The 19,327-nt window shown below is 61.8% G+C and carries 15 protein-coding genes and 3 pseudogenes; 10 read left to right on the forward strand and 8 right to left on the reverse strand.

What is annotated here, in order from left to right; translation table 11 throughout:
• Positions 1-248: 248 nt before the first annotated feature.
• A complete protein-coding gene (locus tag JKG68_RS25635; protein ID WP_202064426.1) occupies positions 249-2,390 on the reverse strand; it encodes a helicase-related protein in 2,142 nt (713 codons plus the stop codon).
• A gap of 554 nt (positions 2,391-2,944) precedes the next feature.
• On the opposite strand from JKG68_RS25635, the gene JKG68_RS25640 reads away from it, so the two are divergent.
• The 4 genes from JKG68_RS25640 (at position 2,945) to JKG68_RS25655 (ending at position 6,979) form a co-directional block, all read left to right on the forward strand.
• Positions 2,945-3,649 carry a vWA domain-containing protein gene (locus JKG68_RS25640; protein ID WP_202064428.1) on the forward strand — a complete coding sequence of 235 codons (705 nt, stop codon included), beginning with the start codon at positions 2,945-2,947 and terminating at the stop codon, positions 3,647-3,649.
• Between the two features lie 32 nt (positions 3,650-3,681).
• Entirely contained in the window at positions 3,682-4,995 is a 1,314-nt protein-coding gene (locus tag JKG68_RS25645; protein WP_202064430.1) for a protein kinase domain-containing protein, read from the forward strand.
• Between the two features lie 281 nt (positions 4,996-5,276).
• On the forward strand, positions 5,277-6,371 hold the full coding sequence (locus JKG68_RS25650) for a metallophosphoesterase (protein ID WP_202064431.1): 1,095 nt from the start codon (positions 5,277-5,279) through the stop codon (positions 6,369-6,371).
• A 395-nt stretch (positions 6,372-6,766) separates the two neighbouring features.
• Entirely contained in the window at positions 6,767-6,979 is a 213-nt protein-coding gene (locus JKG68_RS25655; protein WP_202064432.1) for a hypothetical protein, read from the forward strand.
• 895 nt (positions 6,980-7,874) lie between these two features.
• On the opposite strand, the gene JKG68_RS25660 is transcribed toward JKG68_RS25655, so the two are convergent.
• Both JKG68_RS25660 and JKG68_RS34905 read right to left on the reverse strand, forming a co-directional pair.
• Entirely contained in the window at positions 7,875-8,249 is a 375-nt protein-coding gene (locus tag JKG68_RS25660; RefSeq protein ID WP_202064433.1) for a response regulator, read from the reverse strand.
• 203 nt (positions 8,250-8,452) lie between these two features.
• A pseudogene (locus JKG68_RS34905) lies at positions 8,453-8,629 on the reverse strand (alpha/beta fold hydrolase); the annotation flags it as partial.
• 79 nt (positions 8,630-8,708) lie between these two features.
• Between JKG68_RS34905 and JKG68_RS25665 the strand changes: the two are divergent.
• Complete coding sequence (locus JKG68_RS25665) at positions 8,709-9,752, forward strand: IS110 family RNA-guided transposase (RefSeq protein WP_202064434.1); 1,044 nt, start codon at positions 8,709-8,711, stop codon at positions 9,750-9,752.
• Positions 9,753-10,044: 292 nt separating this feature from the next.
• On the opposite strand, the pseudogene JKG68_RS25670 reads toward JKG68_RS25665, so the two are convergent.
• From JKG68_RS25670 to JKG68_RS25680, 3 genes and pseudogenes are all read right to left on the reverse strand, one after another.
• Positions 10,045-10,823, reverse strand: a pseudogene (locus JKG68_RS25670) (alpha/beta fold hydrolase); the annotation flags it as partial.
• A 323-nt stretch (positions 10,824-11,146) separates the two neighbouring features.
• A complete protein-coding gene (locus JKG68_RS25675; protein WP_202064435.1) occupies positions 11,147-11,341 on the reverse strand; it encodes a hypothetical protein in 195 nt (64 codons plus the stop codon).
• A gap of 114 nt (positions 11,342-11,455) precedes the next feature.
• A complete protein-coding gene (locus JKG68_RS25680; RefSeq protein ID WP_202064436.1) occupies positions 11,456-12,175 on the reverse strand; it encodes a polyamine aminopropyltransferase in 720 nt (239 codons plus the stop codon).
• A 68-nt stretch (positions 12,176-12,243) separates the two neighbouring features.
• Between JKG68_RS25680 and JKG68_RS25685 the strand changes: the two genes are divergently transcribed.
• The 3 genes from JKG68_RS25685 to JKG68_RS25695 all read left to right on the forward strand — a co-directional run bounded on the left by JKG68_RS25685 (position 12,244) and on the right by JKG68_RS25695 (position 13,263).
• On the forward strand, positions 12,244-12,411 hold the full coding sequence (locus tag JKG68_RS25685) for a hypothetical protein (RefSeq protein ID WP_202064437.1): 168 nt from the start codon (positions 12,244-12,246) through the stop codon (positions 12,409-12,411).
• 41 nt (positions 12,412-12,452) lie between these two features.
• The gene (locus JKG68_RS25690) at positions 12,453-12,593 is read left to right on the forward strand and encodes a hypothetical protein (protein ID WP_202064439.1); all 141 of its coding nucleotides are present in this window, start codon (positions 12,453-12,455) and stop codon (positions 12,591-12,593) included.
• Between the two features lie 421 nt (positions 12,594-13,014).
• Positions 13,015-13,263, forward strand: coding sequence for a ParB N-terminal domain-containing protein (locus JKG68_RS25695; RefSeq protein ID WP_202064441.1), 249 nt, complete (start codon positions 13,015-13,017; stop codon positions 13,261-13,263).
• Between the two features lie 405 nt (positions 13,264-13,668).
• Here the strand turns inward: JKG68_RS25695 and JKG68_RS25700 are convergent, their stop codons facing one another.
• Complete coding sequence (locus JKG68_RS25700; protein ID WP_202064443.1) at positions 13,669-14,178, reverse strand: GNAT family acetyltransferase; 510 nt, start codon at positions 14,176-14,178, stop codon at positions 13,669-13,671.
• A 261-nt stretch (positions 14,179-14,439) separates the two neighbouring features.
• Between JKG68_RS25700 and JKG68_RS25705 the strand changes: the two genes are divergently transcribed.
• Positions 14,440-15,927 (forward strand): alpha,alpha-trehalose-phosphate synthase (UDP-forming), encoded by a 1,488-nt coding sequence (locus JKG68_RS25705; protein WP_202064451.1) that lies wholly within the window; start codon positions 14,440-14,442, stop codon positions 15,925-15,927.
• A 62-nt stretch (positions 15,928-15,989) separates the two neighbouring features.
• Here the strand turns inward: JKG68_RS25705 and rsgA are convergent.
• A pseudogene (gene rsgA, locus JKG68_RS25710) lies at positions 15,990-17,026 on the reverse strand (ribosome small subunit-dependent GTPase A).
• Positions 17,027-17,233: 207 nt separating this feature from the next.
• Between rsgA and JKG68_RS25715 the strand changes: the two are divergent.
• Positions 17,234-19,204, forward strand: coding sequence for an AI-2E family transporter (locus JKG68_RS25715; RefSeq protein ID WP_202064454.1), 1,971 nt, complete (start codon positions 17,234-17,236; stop codon positions 19,202-19,204).
• Positions 19,205-19,327 lie beyond the last annotated feature (123 nt).

The raw sequence follows: 19,327 nt of genomic DNA on the forward strand, positions 1-19,327 counted from the left end.
GAGTGCGTGACGTTGAACATCACCATCCTGCCATGACCGCCCCGCTCAGGCGATTTGCAGAACCTTCACCACACTACAATCGCAAAAAGGTAACAGCGCGGCAGAAGGGCAGCTTCGGTCAAGGAGCGAAGTACAGCAAGTCTCCGTGGAAGTCTGCTGACCGCCTCATCTCGGATATGTGCGGTATCGGAAATGATCAGGATAACGCAGCTGGCTGCTGCCCGCAGTGCAAGCCGTGGACTCTCGATCTAGTCCCTATGTCCGGTGGTCACGCGCTTGGCCACGCGCTTCGTGGCGGTCTCCTGCAAATGGCGCTCGATGGCCTCGTTGGCCTGCGCCCGCACCTGCCGCATTCGGTCCGCGTCGTCGAACGCCTCCGGGAAGCGGCGCGACAGCCACAGGTAGGCCCCCGCCAGCCGCACCGTGCGCTCCTGGTGGTCGAGTTCGGCGAAGGGGCTGCCGCGCAGCGCCGGAACGCCGGAGCCTGAGGCCAGCATCTGCGTCCATCCCTTGAGCACTTGGAACGAGAGCTCGTCGCGGTGGTCGATGGGCGCCGTCGACAGGGCGAACCTCTGCGTCAGGTTCAGTTTGGTGCGGTCGACCATCTCCGCGGCCTGCAGCATGGCGTCCATGTCGGAAGGCTGGAACGGCGAGCCCTCGTAGAATGCAGCCTGGGCGAGATGCGTGAGCACCTCGTGCAGGCTCTCGGTGCGCAGCTCCGAGGCCGCGGCCCTGATCGCCACGAGATCAGGGCGGGCGTAGAAGCGCGAATCCGCGGCCGGTGCCGCCGGGGCGCCGGCGAGCGCCTTGCGGATCGGATGGATGCCCTCTTCCGTGGTGGCGGCCACGTAGCCGACGTCGTGGTGGCCGAAGCGGCCGGCGCGGCCGGCGATCTGGCGTATCTCGGAGTTGGTGAGCGGACGGTCCTCGCGCCCGTCGAACTTTCTCAGGGAGGAGAACACGACCCGTTGCAGAGGGCCCAGGTTGAGGCCCATGCCGATGGCATCGGTCGTGACGAGCACGTCGGCCTCGCCGGTGCGGAAGCGCTCGGCCTCCGCGCGGCGCACCTCGGGGGAAAGCGCCCCGTAGATGGTAGCCACGATGTGCCCCAGGCCAACGAGGACCTCGCGCTGCTCGTGCACCGCCTGGCGCGAGAAGGCTACGACGGCGTCGCCGGCCTTCACCTCCTCCAGCGGGACCGGCTTGTCGAGCAGGACGAGCGGCGTCTTGCGCTCGAAGGCGACCACCTCCAGGCTTTCGTTCGCAGCCTCGGCGGCCCGGCGCACGTACGGCAGGGCATCGTCGGAGCCAGCCAGGATCAGGGTCTTGGCCGGGATGCCGAAGAGCGCGTTGGTCCAGGCCCAGCCGCGGTCCGGGTCCGCGATCATCTGGATCTCGTCGATTACCGCCACATCGACGGTGTGCTGCAGATCCGCGGTCTCGATGGTGCGCGAGACGTGAGTGGCGCCGTTGTCGCCGAAGACCTCCTCGCCTGTGACCATGCCGGCGTTGAGCCCACGGTCGCAGAGGGCCTCGTAGTTCTCCAGGGCCAGGAGCCGCAGGGGAGCCATGTAGGCGCCCTTCTCGGCCGCCGCGAGCCTCTCCAGAGCGGCGTGGGTCTTGCCTGAGTTGGTGGGACCCATGTGGAAGACAATGTGACGGGTCATGCCGCGCGCGGCGCGAAACTTGTCGATGTAGGTGCCGAAGCCGACCCGCTCGCGCAGGTTCCGGATGCCAATGTCTTGGCCGGCGAGCTTCTTCGCGCGGGCCCGGAGCTCCTTGAACTTGTCAGGCAAGGCCCGGACCAGGTCCGGGGAGAACTCGTACTGGCGCGAGCGCAGGGCATGATCCATGTGCTCGGCGTAGCTGGCGGCGCCCGAGCCAACCTCAGCGAGGTCCGCGCGCACGTCCTCGCGCAGCTGGTTGACTACCCGGTGTATGGACTTACCCGTCTCCCGCTCGACGCGGTCGACCTCGGTTTTGAACTTGTCGAAGCGGTGGCGTGGGTCGTTGCGGATCGCCATCCCGTGCAGGATCTCCAGCATCTGCGGCGTGGGTGGCAGCAAGAGGCGCAGCTCCATGCGCCCGTCGTCGAGCAGCGGCAGGCACACCCGCACGGACCACGAGACGGCGCCCTCCTCGCCCTCGGACCGGCGCAGGGACGGGACTGCTTTGGCGAGCTCCCTGGCCCCCTTTGCAGCCCATTCCTTGAGGCCTCGCATCTCGGTAAGGGCAGAGGCCACCCGGCCGTCGTCAACGAACCCGTCGTGCTCGGGCAGGCCCAGGTAGCGCCGGAGGCCCTCGGTGTCGACGTCGCGCCGCGATGGGGCCACCCTGCGGACCGCGTCCTGGAGGATGTCGGCAGTCTCTTGGATTCGCTTGCGTGCCATGCCCTAGCGTTCCTGCCGGGAAAGACAGTGTCAACGCCGCTCGTCGCGAACCGTGCCCTCAGTCCAACAGCAGATCCTACATCTTGGGATGAGCCATGGCTGGATCCGAAACGCCGTAATCTCCTAAAAGAGCAAAGCCCATTTAGGAGGCCCATGGGCGCTTGCAGCGTTGGGCGCCGCAGAAACTCTATTCTACGGGAAGCCGGCGGACCGGCTTGCCAGCCCTCCGCGCCTGGGAACCTGAAGCTCAGCCGGGGAACTTCAATCTGCCCGCCCTGTTGTCGGTAGCGTGGGCCGGGCCATCCGGCCGAGATCAAGATCACGCCAAGTGGAGCTGACGTATGAGTGATATGGAGCATTCCGACCGGCTTACTCCGGCAACCGCTGAGAACCCATCTTCGGCGGAGGCAACAAGCCCGGCGCCAGCACTCGAAACGCCAACGGATTCAATTGCACCCACGCCGGATGTGTCAGCGGAGGCAACTCCGGCAGAAAGTGCTCCCCCTGATGTGGCGGCCCCGTCAAATGTGCAGGAACGTCCGAAAACCAAAGGGGTGGCTGATATCGTCTTCCTCGTCGATGTCAGTGGCAGTATGTCCCCCTGCATCGATGCGCTCCGCCGGAACATCGAGGCATTCATCGACTCCTTGAGCCAAGGTGACGCCAACAATGCCGCCCCTGTGAGGGACTGGCGCGGCAAGGTCGTCGGGTATCGCGACATTGAGGCTGCCCAGGCCGAAGGCCTGCCCTGGATCGTCGACAACTCCTTCGTGCGTGACGCCGGTGCCCTCAAGGCGCAGCTTGGCACCCTGCAGGCGAACGGCGGCGGCGACGAGCCGGAATCGCTTCTCGACGCTCTTTACACGGTTGCCTCCATGGAGGCTGTCCCGAAGGGCTCGCAGACCGAAGATCCGGCAAAATGGCGCTACAGGAGCGATGCGGCGCGCGTGGTCATAGTCTTCACCGATGCATCGTTCAAGGAGACCATGAGCATCCCCGAGGCGAAGGGTGGCTCGCTCCAGGACGTCGCAAACGTAGTGATGGCCAACCGCATCATCCTCAGCCTCTTCGCCCCCAACTTTGAGGGCTATGACCGACTGAGCCAGATCGACAAGTCGGAATGGGAGGTCGTGGAGTACGAAGGGTTGAAGCCGCAGGAGGCTCTGCAGAGGTTCACCTCTGACCCGGTCAACTTCCGCAACACCCTAAAGCAGCTAGCCGCCAGCGTCTCGCGGTCGGCAGCGACCGTGGCGCTGTAGACGTTTCGTCTCTGTCACGCTGAGCGCAAATCATGGCCAAAAAGCTGAAAGTCGGTGATCGGATCCGGCAGTACCGTGTCACGAAGGTCTTTGGGCCGGGCATGATGGCGATCTCCTATGGAGCCGAAGGGCTGACAGAAGAGAAGGTCTTTCTGAAGCAGTACAAGTCCCCAGCTCCTACCGTTGTTTGGTACAAGGCGTTCGTCGCCTACCAGAACGAGCTTGGAGCCCGCGTCCGGAACGGGCGGGCGGCTCAGTTCGCGGTGCGCCAGGTGGATGCGTTCGAGGAGGTATGGGGCGGGCTCTGCTACTTCCAAGCCTTCGAGTTCGTGGAGAAAGGAGCCGACCTGCAGCAGATGCTCGACGAGGAGCGGGAGCAGCATCGCCGCACGAAAACGCCCGCCACCAGCGATCCTACGGTCTGGGCTCGTCATGTCACCTGGGCCAAGGTCTTCATGACCGGAATGGCGGCGCTGCACGAATCCAAAATCGTCCATGCCGATCTGAAGCCGGCGAACGCATATCTGATCCAGGACCCGACGATCAGCTCCGGCTACCAGATCAAACTGATCGACATGGACTTCTCGCTCCTCTCCGACCGTCGTGCACCCTGGCATGGGCATCAGGGCTATGTCGGCACTGACAATTACCGCTCTCCCGAGCACATGGCCCGAGGGTCCGTGCCGGGACTTGCCTCGGATGTGTTTACCTGTGGGCTGATGCTCTACGAGCTTCTCGCGGGCTATCATCCCTACTGGACCGAGGACCAAGCCGAGTACGCAAAGCTGGTTCAGAGCCATGCCGCCAAACCTCCGACACTTGCCGGGCCAATGCCGGCACCGGCAAGCAATGCCGAGGTCAGCTCCCTCCTACACCGCTGCCTCTCACCGGACCCTGCCGCAAGACCAACGGCTGCGGAGCTGCGGGCCGTTCTGAGCGGACGCGGCGCGGGGTCACCCGCCTCCAAAGAAGGATCTGCTGCGGCAGCGGCAGCGGGCGGCATCGCTCCGCGAGCTGCCCCCGACTTGATCCTGTCCGACAGGATCGAGTTGCTGGGCGCGGATGGACGTTCACTGCAGATCGGGGTCAGGACGGAACTTGGGAAAACCCTGGTGCGGCAGTTTGGGCCGGACAGCGAGTTCTGGGACAACCGCCAATGTGTCCTGGAACGCCAGTCCGGGCGGCATTGGGTGCTATCGCCTGTTGCTGGAACCACCAACGAAACTCTCGTTAACGGAGCGGTGCTCACGGCTCCACGTCCGCTCAGGCAGGGTGACCGGATCGCTGTCGGGCGCCATACCAAAGGCATCGTCAAGTTGCCGCTCACGGTGCGGGCGCTGAAATGAACCTGCCTGGCGGGCCTGAAGCACCTGGACCTGATCCTCTCTGCGAGCAGCCGAAGACGTCAGAGGCAACGTCAACAACGGCGAGTGTACCCAAGGATGAACCTGATCCGCAGGCTCCCGCACAAACTCCGGAGACTCTTGCCCCGGAGACTCTTGCCCCGGATGCACTTGTCCCAGACCTTGAAAGTGTATTGGAGGCTGCTCCCTCCCCGCCATTGATCCGGGAGCCTCCACCCGACACAGGCAGCCCACCTTCAATCCCGGCGCCTCCTGCTGTCGCGGTGCAGGACACCTTAGATGTCGTGGAGGTGGAAGGCCTGGATTGGCAGGCCGTCCGCAATGCGGTCAGCCCATCCTCCATCCGCGCCAACATGCGGTCGACAGTGGAGCGCATGGAGGCGTTGCTCGACAGAGCTGACGGGCCTGGCATGCTGTTCGACAACGACCGGGCGGATCCCGCCGATAAGGTGATCCAGGTCTCTGCCGTGGATGCCGCAAGCCAGTTGTGGATCGTTGGCGACCTGCACGGCGATCTTCTGGCGCTTGAGGCCGCTTTGGCGACGATGCGCGATCCGGCCGGGCAAGCCAGCGACGAAAAGCCCCGGATCGTGTTTCTCGGCGATCTCTTCGACGATGAGGGTTTTGGGCTCGAAGTTCTTCTCCGGGTGTTCGAGCTGATCGCGGACGCGCCGGATCGCGTGTGTCTCATAGCTGGCAACCACGATGAGGCACTGTCCTATGATGGCGTACGGTTTGCATCGAGCGTAGCCCCGTCGGACTTTGTGGACTTCCTCAACGCCAACCTTGCGCACGAATGGATCGAACGAGCTGGCAAGCTGGCTGTGCGGCTGTTCGCGCGTGCCCCGCGCGCGCTCTTCTTCCCCGACGGTCTGCTCCTTGCTCATGGCGGCTTTCCGCTGGTGGATCTGCATCCGCGGCTTGCCGAGACGGGTGATTGGAACGATCCGATGTGTCTGTCGGATTTCGTGTGGACCAGAGCCCACCCGAAGGCCCGCAAGAAGCTCCCGAACCGCTTCTCGCGGGGAAGCCAATATGGGTATGAGGACTTCGCTGCTTTCTGCTCTCTAAGTGGTGGCCTAGGACGGCCGGTCACACACATGGTGCGCGGCCACGATCATGTTGAGGAGAGATACGCGTTCTATCCTGCCTATCGGGCACATCCGGTGTTGACGACCGTGGCGCTCTCCCGCCGGCTGAGCCGTGAGAACTTTGGCTCCTACGAGCGCGTTCCCACCATTGTGCAATTCGTAGAAGGGGCACTTCCCCGAGTGTATCGGCTCCACATTCCTGCGGACATCATCCGTGGGGTCTATCCGGAACCCGCTCCTGGCAGACTTGAGAGTGAAACGATCTAGGACCTCCATAGATGACCGGCGTAATCCTGCGTTGCCCGAACTGCGGCACCTCGAAAGCAACACCTGGCGAATGCGAGGCATGCCACGAGGCACAAGTCAGCTACTACTGCACAAACCACAAGCCCGGCCACTGGCTTGATGCCCCCGCATGTCCCCAGTGCGGCGCGAGGTTCGGCGAGCCACTCCGCCCGCCAGAGAAACCAACTCCGCCTGCTGCCCCCCCTCGGCCACGCACAACAGTCACTTCTCCTGCGCCTCCCCGCCGCGATCCTCCACCACTGCCACCTCGGACAGGGGCCAAACCTTGGCACCACAGGGAACTCGGGAGATCTTCGGAACCAGAGGCCGAAGCAGCTGGTGAGCGCACCTCAGTGCGCGATACTCGCACGGGAAAAATGCTGGAGATCCTCAGGGCCGCTTCGCGGGTCCGCCCGATGTCCCGAGGAGCGGCCTACACCGCCCCGGAAGCTCCACCCGCGGGGGCGGCTCTGGGCGGCTGCCTGATGCGCTTCGTGATCCTGGCGATGTTCCTGACTATCATCTTTTTTCTGATGATTGCACTTCTAGGCGGGTCCCTGTTGCAGATGTTTGGAGGTTATTATTTCTGAAGCGGCAAATAACCAGACCGGAAATTTGCGAGGTGGAGTATGTCACGGATACTCTTGGCCAGGGAGCTCTGGCTAAAGCGGTGGCATGGACAAGTCACCCAGCTACAAGCGCCACCGCTCTCCAGCGTAGATCATCGCTCATGCTGTGTGGCTATATTTACGGATCCCGCAGATCGCGAGGCTGCCGGCGAAGTGCGGCATTGGACCGGGCGATGGCACCATGTCGGTCACACACATAGGTGACCCACTCAGGTCACTTTTCACAAAAACGGTTCTGAGCCGGACAGGTCGCGACTTCGATGGCTACAAGGCTGGCCAGTAAAACCGCACTATATCAGATGACGAACTTCACAAAAGCGTACAGAACAAGATCGAGATAGCGCGTGACGCTAACCCTGCGACGCTCCACCGGGCTCACCAGAGGGATCAAGGCGCGAAGACTTGATCATAGCATGCTTTATGCTGCCTCTGCTTACGTTTCAGGTGAATGTTCGACCGTTTGCGCGCAGGTCTGCTGTCGTGGGCTTCAACTGTCGCTGCGGATTGACGGTGTTGCAGACGACAGCCTCCACAGGCAGGAACCACTCAGCTGAAGCGGGCGGCTTGAGGCCTTGCATTTCGGGTTCTCATCGTATCGCCTAACGGGGGTTCTCCACACCTGTTCTGGTGCAGGTCCTGCTCCTGACACGTCGAGACGCCATTCTCGCTTGGCTGCTCCGTCGAATGACAGCTGGTCGGTGATGATCACGCCGGCCCGGAAGCGCAGAAGGGAACCAGAATACCAATAAATCTCGGTGAGTGACCTTGCTTTCGGGCGGACGAGGAGGCCAAAGGACACCGGACCCGCCGCGGATTGCCTTTAGAAACCGTGGAACGTCGGTTCCGTATTGAGCAGCTAGTGCGATGCTGCGTGTGCCGCGTGTCTCCGCACCCTCTTTAGTTCGAGGAGGAGCCGCCCCGGCTGCAGCGGCTTTTGCAGAACAATCAGGTCGGGATGCCGGGCTCGCAGCTTCGGCGGCAGTTCAGCACCCGTATAAATCAGGACTGGAATGTCTCGGGCGAGAAGCGCTTCCAGGACGGGCGTAATGTCCCCGTCCCTTAGATTGACGTCAAGAATAGCCGCATTGAGCCGAGGAGTGCGAGCACCCTGGCGCGCCTCAGTGATCGTTGAGCATGGGCCGATGACCAGGCCCCCCTCAACCGTCTCGTCCAGATCTGCGGCGATGATCGGTTCGTCCTCTACGACGAGAACACATAATCCGCTCAGCATGGGCAAATGCTCCTCTGGAGCCTCAAGAAACAGGGGATCGCACGGTAAGTTTCAGCTTAGGCGCGAAATGAGTCATCAGCCGGTCACAATTGGGGATCGGTGGTTGTAAGGTAGTGGGCGCCTGCTCCTGACAGGCACAGGCTGCCTGTAAGCCGAAAGGCAACACGTGCCAGAGTCCAGCCTGTGGCCGCGTCAGCCCGTGATCAGGGGGTCAGGTTCTCTGGGCTAGAGGTTGGCTCTAGCCCTTTGCGCGGCTCCCCCACCGCACTGGCGACAGCGTGGGGAGCTAGGTGATGGACCATATGGCCAAGGCCTGACAGTACGATGAACTCGCTGTGCGGCAGCTCCCGATGCAGGCGCTCCGATTGACGGCCCACATCTGTTGGGGTGGACGGCCCCCTTACGGCATCGCTGTGCCAGAATGAGGTCGTTGCTGATCTCAAACACAGGAGACCGTCCATGGACCCGATTATTCGCATTGGGATAGATACGTCAAAGCACGTCTTCCAGCTGCACGGGGTGAACGCTGCCGAGGAGCCGGTCCTGCGCAAGAAGCTACGGCGCCACGACATGGTGGCCTTCTTCACCAAGCTGCCGCCGACGGTGATCGGGATCGAAGCCTGCGGCGGGTCGCATCACTGGGCGCGCTTGCTGCAGGCGCTGGGTCACGAGGTGAAGATGCTCCCACCCCAGTTTGTCAAGCCTTACGTTAAGCGTGGCAAGAACGATGCCGCTGATGCCGAGGCGCTGTGTGAGGCGATGAGCCGACCAACCATGCGCTTCGTCCCGGTCAAGTCCCCGGACCAGCAAGCGGCCCTGATGCTGGTGGGCTTACGCGATCGCCTGATCCGCCAGCGCACCCAGCTCGCCAATACCATTCGCGGCTATGCGGCCGAGTTCGGGTTGATTGCCGCCACAGGGATCTGCCGGATCGAGCCGCTTTTAGAGCGGATTAAGGCGGATGACCGTCTGCCGCCGCTGGCCCGTGAGCTCTTCATTATCCATGCCAAGGAATACGCCCAGCTGCAGGCCCGGCTGGAGGAAGTCGAAGACAAGCTGATGGCTTGGCACCGTGCCGATGAGTGCAGCCGCCGTCTCGCCAGGATCCCCGGCGTGGGGCCGATCGTCGCCTCGATGCTGGTGTTGAAAACGCCGGCCCCTGAGGCGTTCCGCTCGGCTCGCCACTTTGCCGCTTGGCTCGGCCTGACCCCGAAGGATCATTCCACTGCCGGCAAGGTCCGTCTTGGCGTGATCACCCGGGCTGGGGACGAGGCCTTGCGCAGCGTGCTGGTGGTCGGCGCCACGGCGGTGATCCGGCAGTTGCGGCGCAGCCAGGGAGCGGCGGCCTCGCCCTGGCTGGTGGCGTTGCTCAAGCGCAAGCCACCCAAGCTGGCCGCGGTGGCGCTGGCCAACAAGATCGCCCGGATCGCCTGGAAACTCATGGTGTCGGGTGAGCGCTATGCAGTGCAAGGCATTGTTGTTGGTACGGGCCGGGCTGCTTAGACCTTTGGCCTGACACGATGAATGAGCCAGATGAGCGGATGGCTCGCTCCCGTGCAGAGCCGATGACGGACCTTGCAAGTTGACAAGGAGATGGTGCGATCGATCGATCCAGATCCCGAGACACTCCGTAGATTGCAGTGGCCCCGCAAGGTCGCACATCTGTTTGGAACTCGGGTGGCGGAACCCATCTTGGCCAGCGTTCATGTGCGAGCGCGACAACACAGGCCGGACATATGCACGCAAGCGATCCGATCGAACTTTGTCCAAATCTTCTTGCGAGACGGGGGCCGTCCACATATGCAATCTGATCGCCGGCACCTGTGATGATCGTAACTGGCATCTGCAGTTCACGGTAGTGGTGCTGCAACTCCATCACTGACGGGGTCATAAGCGCTGCGTCCTCCGCGGCGGCGCGAAGCTGCAATGGCCGCAGCATCACTCCTTGAGGGAACTGCCTGTCAAACCGCTCCGGCACCTCTGCCGGCGCAAACATCTGCTTGATCAGGCCCGGCAGGATAGCCCGGGCAACCAGAGGAGAGATGGTGTAGCGCATGGCGTCGCCGATTACTGGAACAGCCGGCGGCAAGAACAGGAACGTGTCGGCCCGCAGCATCGGGTAGTAGTAGCCTGAGGCAAGCACGAGGCTGCGAACAAGCAACGGACACTCCAGGGCAAGGGCCACCGCGACCAGGGTGCCCCAGGAGTGCCCGAAGACAACAGCCTGCTTGATGCCAAGCTGCCCGAGCGCCCTTTGAAAAAGGTTGGCGTGGGCCCGTGGGGTCCAGGCTGACGCGGCCTGCTGCTGTAGCCGTAACCCGGACGATCGAACACGATAACCCTATAGGGGGACGCCCGACGATCCACCAGACTGCTGACCGTGAAGTCTTGGATCATGGTGCCGTTGCCATGGATCAGCACGATAGGCTCACCCTCACCACGCTCGATGTAATGCAGACGCACACCATCAACTTTGAGGAACCGGCCGATCGGCGGTGTCTTGCGTTCAGCAGTCCCAGTCCTCTGTCGGTTGTACAGAACAGCAGCGCCCAATGCTGCGGCCGAGCCTGCCAGGACTGGCGCTAGCCAACGGCATCGACTCTAATGGGAGGCTTCCTTATAGCGATGGGTGTCTGCCCGCCGCGGGTCCATTGAGTGAAGCGCAGCCCTAGCTTGGTGGCGCAGGCTTGTCTCGGATCCTGTCTCCATACGGGACATGCATGCTCTCCATGGGGCTGATCGTGGAGAACGCCCGAGAGATCAACCAGTTGCTGCAGCGCACCAATGCGAGGCCGAAGCCCTTTTTGAAAGGGCGTCTTCATGGGCTGTTGGCTGAAGTATAAACAAGATCCCAGACGGTTCACCGCCTTCCTGGTTACAGATCGTTTCGGGGAGCCTTATCCAGTGGTTTGCTCCTCATGTTCATCGCTGAGAAGATCGTCGAGCATGTCAGCCAGATCCACTACCTGATCGGACCAGGTGCAATGAATTGCTGTGTCGCCAGACCAATCCTCAATCTGAATGCTATATCCTCTGTTAACATGGGCAATGGCGATGTTGGCGAGGGTCTTTATCGTAGGAAACTGAGCCATGCGTATCTCCGTGGGATAACGGGAACGTCTGAGCGCTTGCGGGGGTCCACCTTGATCAAGCGGCTTGAGACGCGGCCGGCGCTGGCCCGACGAATGAGAGACCCGCCAGGGCTGCTAATGACCACTCGTTGCGACATACACTGTGTTCGTCACCTCGCCATCCTTCCGCATGTTGTCGAAGGCGACAGTATGCGCCTCGCTGGTCGCAAACACCTCACGCAGGGACTGTTGAAGCTCATCATCCGGAGGATCGTTCGACCACAGGCCGAAGACGCCGCTGGGATGGAGATGCGCCGCAAGGCGCGTGAGACCATCGATGGTGTAGAGCGCAGAATGGCTCGGATGCAGCACGTTCTTTGGCGAGTGGTCGATATCCACAAGGATCGCGTGGTAGCGGCGCCCTGGATGTTCGGCATCGAAGCCCGCCTCCGAAGCGGCCCCTGCAAAGAAATCGCCAAGAACCAGCCGGCAGCGCGGATCGGAGGTCAGCTCGGCTCCGAGCGGCAGCAGACCCCGGTGGTGCCACTCGATCACCTCCGCGAGGGCGTCGACCACCAGGAGCGAGCCCACCTGTGCATGCTCCAGCACGGCGCGTGCGGTGTAGCCAAGGCCAAGGCCACCGACGATCACATCAAGAGACAGCCCAGGCAGGGCTGCGAGGCCGAGCCGTGCAAGGGCGATCTCGGATGCGGTGAACAGGCTCGACATCAGGAACTCGTCATCGAGCTTGATCTCGTAGATGTCACCTCCGCTCAACAGATCGCGTCGGCGCCGAAGGCTGAGCACTCCCATGGGAGTGGGGCGATAATCAAGCTCCTCGAAGTGGGTACCCATGGCATGCTCCGCATTAGGCAATCATAGTGGCCCTATCGGAGCATCCGCGATAGCCAAACTGGCCTGTCATGGTGTTAGCGTCCGCCTCCGGCTGGCCGGAGGCGGTCGAGAAGGCACGCTATCTGCTTGGCCTCCTGGCGCAGAGCTTGGATGCAAGCAATCTGCGCCGGCGCAGGCTGGTCGACCGAGTGCTGGCCGACTTAGACCATCTGCTCGACAAGTCAACCCACGACTGAGATGATCCTTCCCGCGAAGGGACCCACAACGGAGACGCGCCATGGCCAAGGGTGAGCAACGCAGCAACCGCGAGGCGAAGAAGCCGAAGAAGGACAAGCCGAAGGAAGCCCTCCAGACCTCGCCCTTCGCCAATCAGGGCAAAGGAGGCACGCCTGCCAAGCCATCCGGCGGCAAGCGATAGCGCCTTCGATCATCGCGCGTCGACTTGCTGGGATCAGGTCCCATCATGAGTGGCGGCTTCATTGGCGGCGCCATCATTAAGCAATCAGTTGACGCCGGATAAGTAAACGCTTGCCGCTATGACAATGATCGCAGTCACGGTGAGCCATCAGTAGTCGGCAACGCCATCACCAATACCTCAGGCATCTCCACCGGGCGACGTTTGGGCATAGGCAGAGGAAACCGTCAGGAACATGAGCTGATCAACGCCGTAAGTTTGCTCATGGAAGTGTCTCCTTCTGAGGAGCTAAAGCGCAGCCATTCCGCTGTATTGCCAAGCTGGCCTCATCAGTAACCGCTTCCTCGCAATGCATGTTCCTATGCAAGCCGGCCCGCGGCGCCTAAGCTTAAGTTCAATATAGCACAGCTCTGGAGCAGCAGACATGATGAAGAAGCAGATCGTCGCAATCCAAGATGTCTATGTGCCGGTGCAGCGACGGCAAACGCTGGATCCGCAGAAGGTTCACGCGCTCGCCGCCAGCTTCATGGAAAAGGGGCAGGACGCGCCCATTCTCGTGCGGCCTGACGACAAGCGGTTTGTTCTGGTGGAGGGATTGCACCGCTTGGAGGCGTGCAAGGCGCTCGGCGAGACCACTGTTCCCGTCTACCTAGTCCAGGCCCGCAGGCATTGATCTGCACCTAACCCGACTAGAGAGACTGCACGAGGTGAGTTGCGATTATCTCCGCTTCAGGCTGATGATATTGGTGCTGTGCGCTCCGCCGGAGCTTGCCCTCCAAATCCCCAACTTGCCTTCGTACAGCATCCAAGTTCCCCTTTGTTTGCAGGCGGGAGTACCCATACCTCTCAGGTATCAGCGCCTATGATGGGTTGTTGACGACAAAGTACTTATACCAACCAGATGAAAGTCACTTATTGATCAATCATATATCTGTTCGATATTTGCGGATGGCTGAACGGCCTTTTTCCGGTAAACAGGTGCTATGGAACTCGGATAGTAAGCGGCGGCCGGTTATCGAATTATGGCGGAAAGAAGCTTGGTAACACAGACGCGTTACGACACCGACCTACCCGTAAACTAGAACCTGTCTAGCTCTGCCTGCTCCTCAGCCGCTGCTTCTGGCGAACTCCGCACCTCACCTTCAGCGGCCGTGCTGAGCCGCTGATACACGCCTAGGCCAACAACCATTGCAACCCCACTAAACAGCAGGAGAGTGGGATAAAGCATCATTGACATATCTGCCCCCTTACTTGTTTGGAACACAGCGACCAGTGCCTCCAAGAAGACGGCAATGCTGAGGGTGGAAACGAACTTCGTGATGCTGCGTCGTGCTTGGCCGGCGTTCCGCATCTGAGTGGGATCAATGACCTCCTCTTCAAGGATGTATTTTGCGACCTCAAAGATGGCAATGGCGATGACCATGTAGCCGACGGAGTCAAGAAGCGCCCGGCCGATATCCTGCTCCGGCGCCCTGAAGGCGGAAACTTGCTGCATGCCGGCATAGACGATCAGGCCGATCGCAACGACCATCAGTGCGATGCTGACGGCGCAGAAGATCGCTCGCGTAAGGAGTTGATATACCCGCATACAGTGCTCCTAAAGCCTCAGTCGTTTTATTAAGCCTCACCCGGCCGGACGGAGCCACCAAGCTCTATGCTCGACCAGTTCTTCCTTCAGGGTAGTGACCATGCCAGCGTTCCCCACCACACTCAGCGGTGAGGGCGATTTTTTACAAGGCTCATCTAGGAATTGACAGGTCCAAAGTTCAGCGGCGCGCCAGTGCGCGCTATTTGCCACGGCGTTCGCCCTCGGGCTACCATCCAGCGAGCAACAAGAAGGACGGTGCATTTGCGACGGCTCGTTGTCATCTCCAACCGGGTGCCTATCCCGGACGCCTCTGGAAAAGCCGCAGCGGGTGGCCTGGCAGTGGCTCTGCACGAGGCCTTTCAGGCTTACCAGGGGCTGTGGTTCGGCTGGAGCGGCAAGGTTTCAGCCAATCCGGCAGCCCAGCCCAAGATCATTGACAAGGGACAGGTGCGGTACGCCGTCATGGACCTGACCTCGCTCGATCGGCAGGAGTACTATAACGGCTTTGCTAACCGGGCTCTCTGGCCCATCATGCACTATCGGATTGGCCTGTCAGAATTCTCGCGGGCTGACTACGCAGGGTACCTGCGGGTCAATCGGAGTTTCGCCAGCGCGCTGGCCCATCTGATCCAGCCCGACGATCTCGTCTGGGTTCATGACTATCACCTCATCCCCCTTGCGAGCGAGCTGCGGGCGGCGGGCATAACTAATGCGATCGGGTACTTTCATCATATCCCCTGGCCTGCTCCTGAAGTGTTTGGAGCTCTTCCAGGCAGCGCCGAGCTCCTGCGCGGTATCCCGGACTACGATCTTGTGGGCGTGCAGACAGAGCGCGACGCTGACAACCTCAGACGCAGCCTTGTCCAGGAACTTGGTGCCGTCCGCCGGAGGGCAGATCTTCTCGATGTAGCAAGCCGGCGTGTCCGCATCAAAAGCATTCCCATCGGCATTGACGTGAACGGGTTTCAGCAAGCGGCCCAACGCTCTGGCTCAAGCCGGCTTCTGAAGCAGACGATCGCTGGCCTGGGCACCCGCAAGCTGATCATCGGGGTTGATCGGCTGGACTACTCAAAAGGCATTCCTGAGCGCATGGAGACGTTCGAGCGCTTCCTGGTCAGCCATCCGGATCAGCGCGGACAGGTGACCTATCTGCAGATTGCCCCAACCAGCCGCAGCGAAGTACCCGAGTACGCAACCCTCAGCCGAGTTGTGAATGAAACGCTGGGGCGGATCAACGGCTCCTTGGGTGAGCCTGGCTGGGTGCCGATCCACTACGTGACCAGCGCGTATTCTCGCGCGGTCCTTGCTGGCCTGTACCGGCTGGCCCGGGTTGGTCTCGTGACCCCTATTCGGGATGGGATGAACCTGGTGGCCAAAGAATACGTGGCAGCTCAGGACCCGCAGGATCCCGGTGTTCTCATTCTCTCGAAGTTTGCCGGGGCTGCTGAGGAGCTCACTGACGCACTCATTGTCAACCCGAATGACAAGGTCGAAGTCGCAGAGGCCATTCAGCAGGCGCTGCACATGAGCCAAGAGGAGCGGACCGCCCGCTGGCAGGCTATGCTGAAGGTTCTGCGGGCTTCCGATGTCTCACGATGGGCAGCGGCGTTATCGATGACTTGGCTGGCAATAAGACAACCAGAGCCCGTAGCAAAATTGCGCTGGCCAAAAAAGAGAGCGACAATCGTTAGGAGCCGAACAATGAGCACCGTGGGATCTGTTGCAACGCAACCTCTGCGTTGGGTGTAATGCAGTCGGACATCTTGGAAAGCAATCAATATCGCGTGTAGGTGAGCAGCCCTTCCGTTCATTCAGCGCTTCTTGCTGCGACCCGCAGTGGTACTGCCGCCACGCGGCCCGCTGCGGTCCGACGTGTTGCTGCTGCTTTCCTCGACCAGCTTGCGCCAACGGGTCAGACGCTCCGGGTCCAGCGTGCCGGCGGCTACGGCTCCTTGGACGGCGCAGCCGGGTTCGTTGGCGTAGGTGCAGTCGCTGAACCGGCATAGGGGGGCAAGCTCGGTAATTTCAGCAAACAGTGTCTCAATACCAAAAGCCGCATCGCTAACATGGAGCGTGCGCATGCCCGGTGTGTCAATCACCCATCCGCCACCTGCAATGGCATGAAGCGAGCGCGAGGTTGTGGTGTGGCGTCCTTTGGCATCGTGTTCACGAATCCCTCCGGTTTGCTGGGCCAGCTCCTGCGTCGGCCCTGCCAGTGTGTTCACAGCGTCGACTTGCCGACTCCGGAGGAACCGACCAGCGCCACTGTCTGCCCCACACCGCACCACGGGGCTAAAGCAGCTGCGGCATCCCCGGATCGGGGGTTTACGATCACGACAGCCAGCCCACGTTGTAGCGCCTTGGCCTGCTGTTTATAAGTCCGCGCATTCGCCACGGTGTCAGCCTTGGTCAGCAGGATCACCGGGTTGATCCCGGCCTCGTTCGCCAGTGCCAGATAGCGTTCCAGCCGGGCGGGGTTGAAATCAGCGTTGCATGAGGTGACGATGAACAGCGTATCGATATTGGCCCCAGCGAGCTGCGGGGTCTTGCTGCCTTCGGTGCGACGCTCCAGCACTGTTCTGCGGATCAGTCGGCGATGCAGCAGTCGGGCTTTGGGGTCGGCAAGCACCCAATCCCCCACAGCAAAATCACCGGTCTGGCTGTGAACCGGAAGTGTCAGCTCGGCTGGCCCGGTTTGAGATATGGCGGTCAGGCGGGCGCGGTGGACCGTGGCAATACGATGCGGGGCGAAATCTGCCTCATGGGGCTTGAGCTGATCCTCGAAAAAAGCAGACCATCCCAGACTTGAGAGAGACACAGGGCAGGTGGCATCGGAGTCATTTGTCATGGTTTTTCTCAATGGCACAGTGTCACATTCGTGCGCAACGTCCTTTGGAACATAAGAGTAGCGCCAACAAAACAACCCTAGGCGAACGCACGTCGGTCGCTTCCGACCTTCAATGACTGGGCTCAGGATCGAAACAGCTCTGTACGCGTTACTGCTAAGGGCCAGATCGAAGCTCTCGACTTCTAGGCAGCTTAGGAACCCCCATCGATGTCAGCCCTAAAGCCGAAGAGTTCCGAGCGGGACCTGTATGCATCGGAGCCCTCAACAGGCGGCATTGGCGTCGTGGGGATGATTGCCCTCGTCATAGCAGGCCTGTTCGTTGGCCGGGAAGTCTTCGTTCCCGTGGCCCTTGCGATCCTCCTGAGCTTCGTGCTGGCGCCTTTGATCCGGCTCCTGCAGAAACTCCGGGTTCCCCGTGTTCTTGCAGTTATCGGGGTCGTCTTGGTCGCCTTTGCCGGGATTACGGCGCTGGCCACAGTGATGGCGACACAGGTCACCCAACTCGCCGGGGACTTGCCGCGCTATCAGCTCACGATGCGCGAGAAGGTGCAGTCCTTGCGCGGGTCCGCCGCGGGCAGCAGCGCCCTAGAGCGTGCGGCGGACGTCTTGCAGGATCTCGGCAAGGAACTCGACAGGCCGCAGACTGACGCTGGCCGGCTGGCTAACCCTCTGGCGCCGAGCGCCGCGCCCGCCACCGAGACGAAGCCCATCCCGGTCGAAGTACGTCAGCCCGACCCAGGGGCTCTGCAGACCCTCGGTGCCTTCATTACTCCGCTCATTCACCCCCTTGCGACCACCGGTATCGTGGTCATATTTGTGATCTTCATCCTGCTGCAACGCGAGGATCTCCGGAACCGCCTCATCCGCCTTGCGGGCTCGCACGATCTCCAGAAGACGACCGCAGCCCTCGACGATGCCGCAGGCCGCCTGAGCAAGCTATTCCTGACGCAACTGGTCCTGAATGCGGCCTTTGGCGTCGTTATCGGTGTGGGCTTGTACTTCATCGGCGTGCCAAGTCCGGTGCTCTGGGGCATCCTCGCGGCGATCCTGCGCTTTGTGCCCTATATCGGCGCTTTCATTTCGGCCGCCTTCCCGCTGGCTCTGGCGGCGGCCGTCGACCCCGGCTGGTCGATGCTCCTGATGACGGCCGCGCTGTTCATCGTCATGGAGCCGGTGGCTGGCCATGTGGTCGAGCCTCTGGTTTATGGTCACAGCACGGGACTGTCTCCGGTTGCGGTCGTCGTGGCGGCAACATTCTGGACCTGGCTCTGGGGCCCGATTGGATTGGTGCTCGCAACGCCCCTGACGGTGTGCCTGGTCGTGCTCGGCCGGCATGTCGAGCGGCTCGAGTTCCTGGACGTCATGCTGGGCGACCGCCCGGCCCTCTCGCCGCCGGAGATCTTCTACCAGCGCATGCTGGCCGGGGATCCGGCGGAGGCGGCTGATGTCGCGGAAGAGTTCCTCAAGGAGCGCTCGCTTTCCGTCTACTACGATGAGGTCGCCCTGGCGGGGTTGCGGCTTGCCCGCGCCGATGCGCTTCGCGGCGTCCTTGACGAGGCGCGCCTGGAACGCATGAGGGGCACGGTCGAGGAGTTGGTGGACGACCTGTCCGATCACCCGGATCTGGAGCCGGCATCCGGTCGGACGGTTGATCCGGAAGCAGCGGCGGCCGTCGACGCCAGCGCAGAAGGGCTTGGAACCGCTGATCTTCCGGTTCTGGCGCCGGATGATCTGGATCCCCGCTTCACGGGTGAGACGCCGATCCTGTGCATTGCCGGCCAAAGTCCGGTTGATGAGGCGGCAGCCCTGATGCTGGCACAACTCCTGACAAAGCATGGGCTCAATGCCCGCGTCGAAGGCGCAGCCTCGCTGTCGGTCCAATCGATCTCCCGACTTGAGGCTGCGGACACCGCTGTGGTGTGCCTGTCCTTTCTCGATGCCGGCAGCCCGGCGCACATGCGCTATGCGGTGCGTCGTCTGCGCCGGAAGATGCCACAGGTGAAGATCGTGCTGGGATGCTGGGTCGCCGACGTCACGGCTGCCGAGAGCCTCCGCGAGGCCGCACGGGCGGACCTTGTCGCTTCAACATTGCGAGCGGCGACAGCCCTGTGCATTGAGCTCGCCAGACGGGACACAATTGGATCGTCACAAGCCGTGACCACGGCAAGCGCTGCATGACGCGATCCTGTTGGAGGACTCGTTCTGCTCAATAGTCTCCCCGTCAGGTGTTGTCACATTAACCCGAGTATCAGAGGGAGGCGTGTAGGCAGGCCGGTATGAGCAAGTCCGTCAGCTACAAAC

Source organism: Microvirga aerilata, from assembly GCF_016743775.1.
GTDB lineage: Bacteria > Pseudomonadota > Alphaproteobacteria > Rhizobiales > Beijerinckiaceae > Microvirga > Microvirga aerilata.

Coding starts and splice junctions, on each gene's coding strand:
- JKG68_RS25635 (WP_202064426.1), bottom strand. CDS start 2,390: ATGGCACGCAAGCGAATCCAAGAGACTGCCGACATCCTCCAGGACGCG.
- JKG68_RS25645 (WP_202064430.1), top strand. CDS start 3,682: ATGGCCAAAAAGCTGAAAGTCGGTGATCGGATCCGGCAGTACCGTGTC.
- JKG68_RS25655 (WP_202064432.1), top strand. CDS start 6,767: ATGCTGGAGATCCTCAGGGCCGCTTCGCGGGTCCGCCCGATGTCCCGA.
- JKG68_RS25660 (WP_202064433.1), bottom strand. CDS start 8,249: ATGCTGAGCGGATTATGTGTTCTCGTCGTAGAGGACGAACCGATCATC.
- JKG68_RS25665 (WP_202064434.1), top strand. CDS start 8,709: ATGGACCCGATTATTCGCATTGGGATAGATACGTCAAAGCACGTCTTC.
- JKG68_RS25675 (WP_202064435.1), bottom strand. CDS start 11,341: ATGGCTCAGTTTCCTACGATAAAGACCCTCGCCAACATCGCCATTGCC.
- JKG68_RS25680 (WP_202064436.1), bottom strand. CDS start 12,175: ATGGGTACCCACTTCGAGGAGCTTGATTATCGCCCCACTCCCATGGGA.
- JKG68_RS25685 (WP_202064437.1), top strand. CDS start 12,244: ATGGTGTTAGCGTCCGCCTCCGGCTGGCCGGAGGCGGTCGAGAAGGCA.
- JKG68_RS25690 (WP_202064439.1), top strand. CDS start 12,453: ATGGCCAAGGGTGAGCAACGCAGCAACCGCGAGGCGAAGAAGCCGAAG.
- JKG68_RS25695 (WP_202064441.1), top strand. CDS start 13,015: ATGATGAAGAAGCAGATCGTCGCAATCCAAGATGTCTATGTGCCGGTG.
- JKG68_RS25700 (WP_202064443.1), bottom strand. CDS start 14,178: ATGCGGGTATATCAACTCCTTACGCGAGCGATCTTCTGCGCCGTCAGC.
- JKG68_RS25715 (WP_202064454.1), top strand. CDS start 17,234: ATGTCAGCCCTAAAGCCGAAGAGTTCCGAGCGGGACCTGTATGCATCG.